Here is a 1710-nt window from a genome sequence, read left to right as displayed (position 1 = left end):
ACGGATGACGCCGAGGATCGTCTTCTCTGCCTCCACATCGGCGGCGGTAGCAAAGTCCCCGGCACCCTTGTCGATGCGGCTGAGCCGCTGGCCATACATGCTGCGGACCACGTCCGCGCCAGCCCGCGCCCCGGCTATCGCGACTGCGGCATCGTCGGAGCTCGCGTATGAGTCGATCACGCCGTGCAGACTATCGAGGCGAAGCTGCCGCCCCGGCGAACCTTCCCGGTCAGAGCACTAGGCCGCATCGCCGCGGGGCGAACGTCGTGTCCATTGAGTCGGGGGCGGGGCTGGCGAACGCGACGATCCAGCAGCGTCTGGTGCCGGTGCGCCTGTTCTACGACTTCCTCGTCGAGGAAGGGCTGCGAGAGTCCAACCCCGTGGGCCGAGGGCGGTACACGCCTGGTCGGCGCGCGGGCGGTCAGCGGGGGCTGGTGCCGCGGTTTTCCAGGCTGCCCTGGATCCCGACTGAGCAGCAGTGGCTGGACCTGCTGGAGGTCGCGCGGTGTGAGCCGGTGCGGAACCGGGTGATGCTGGCGCTCGCCTACGACGCGGCGCTGCGCCGGGAGGAGCTGTGCTCGCTGCGCACCGGTGATCTGGATCCGGCGCACCGGACGGTACGGGTACGGGCGGAGACGACGAAGAACCGGCTGGAGCGCGTGGTGCCGTACTCCGTGCCGACGGGTGTGCTGCTGGCCGACTACCTCGCCCGTCGTGCGGCGATCAGCCGGTCGCGGGGGCCGCTGTTCTTGTCGGAGTCGCGGCGCAACCACGGTCAGCCGCTGAGTCTGTGGACGTGGTCGAAGGTGGTGCGCCGTCTCGCGCTGACGGCCGGTGTCGAACGGTTTTCCACCCACACCACCCGGCATCTGTGTCTGACCGATCTGGCACTGATGGGCTGGGAGGTGCACGCCATCGCGTCGTTCGCCGGGCACCGCCACACCGACACGACCTTGCGGTACATCCACCTCTCCGGCCGGGATCTCGCCGAGAAGCTGAAGAGCGGGATGGACCACATTCACGCCTGGCGAGTACGGATGCTCGCCGCCGCGGGCACGTCGAACGACGCGACGGGAGGAGCCTCGCGATGACGATCACCCCCCTGACGGTGGGCGCCGACGGAGGCTGGGAGTGTCCGATCGACCTGGGCCGCTACGACCGCTCGCCCGTGCTGTCGAAGGCGGAGCAGCGTGCCATTCGCGAGTTGGGCGTGCGGAACCTGCGCCGGTTGCGCCATCACGACCCGGATGCTCCCCAGTGGGCCGAGAGCGGGCGGCTCCTGCGTCCGCTGCAGGATGTCAACGCCAGCTTCGACACGCCGCCCAGCGTGCACGCGCGGCGGGCCATGCACGACGCGGCCGCCGTGCTGCTGCTGAGGTCTGCGGATGTGGGCCGGACCTTCTGGGGCTGGAGCGAGCAGGATTGGCTGGATTTCCTCGGCCGCAACCACAGGGCCTACCAGGAACAGGTGCCCACCTGGGCGGAGGGGTACATGAGGCCCTTCCTCTGCGGCCACGCCTATCACCTGGGCGCCTACGCAGGCTTCCGGTATCTGGGGCACTTCGACCGGTTGTCGCTGGCCTGCCGCGTCTTCGGGTGCCGGCTGGTCGAAGAGGAGATCGCACGCGTTCGTACCGTGCTGACCGGCTGGGGCTATCAGTGGGTGTTCTGCGGGCCTTCGTCTGATTTCAGTTTGAGTCGGTCGCTGGG

At 69.2% G+C, this 1710-nt stretch carries 1 protein-coding gene and 2 pseudogenes; 2 read left to right on the top strand and 1 reads right to left on the bottom strand.

The window, feature by feature from the left end; genetic code table 11:
• A pseudogene (locus tag IEZ11_RS50325) lies at positions 1-180 on the bottom strand (inositol monophosphatase family protein); the annotation flags it as partial.
• A gap of 86 nt (positions 181-266) precedes the next feature.
• On the opposite strand from IEZ11_RS50325, the gene IEZ11_RS50320 reads away from it, so the two are divergent.
• Complete coding sequence (locus IEZ11_RS50320) at positions 267-1091, top strand: tyrosine-type recombinase/integrase (RefSeq protein ID WP_229714009.1); 825 nt, start codon at positions 267-269, stop codon at positions 1089-1091.
• Positions 1088-1710, top strand: a pseudogene (locus IEZ11_RS50315) (hypothetical protein); the annotation flags it as partial. The gene IEZ11_RS50320 and the pseudogene IEZ11_RS50315, both read left to right, overlap by 4 nt.

The sequence above is a fragment of the Streptomyces fuscichromogenes genome (assembly GCF_014645815.1).
Lineage (GTDB): Bacteria > Actinomycetota > Actinomycetes > Streptomycetales > Streptomycetaceae > Streptomyces > Streptomyces fuscichromogenes.
Note: the sequence above shows the minus strand (reverse complement) of the source record. Positions and strands in the feature narration are given on the sequence as shown.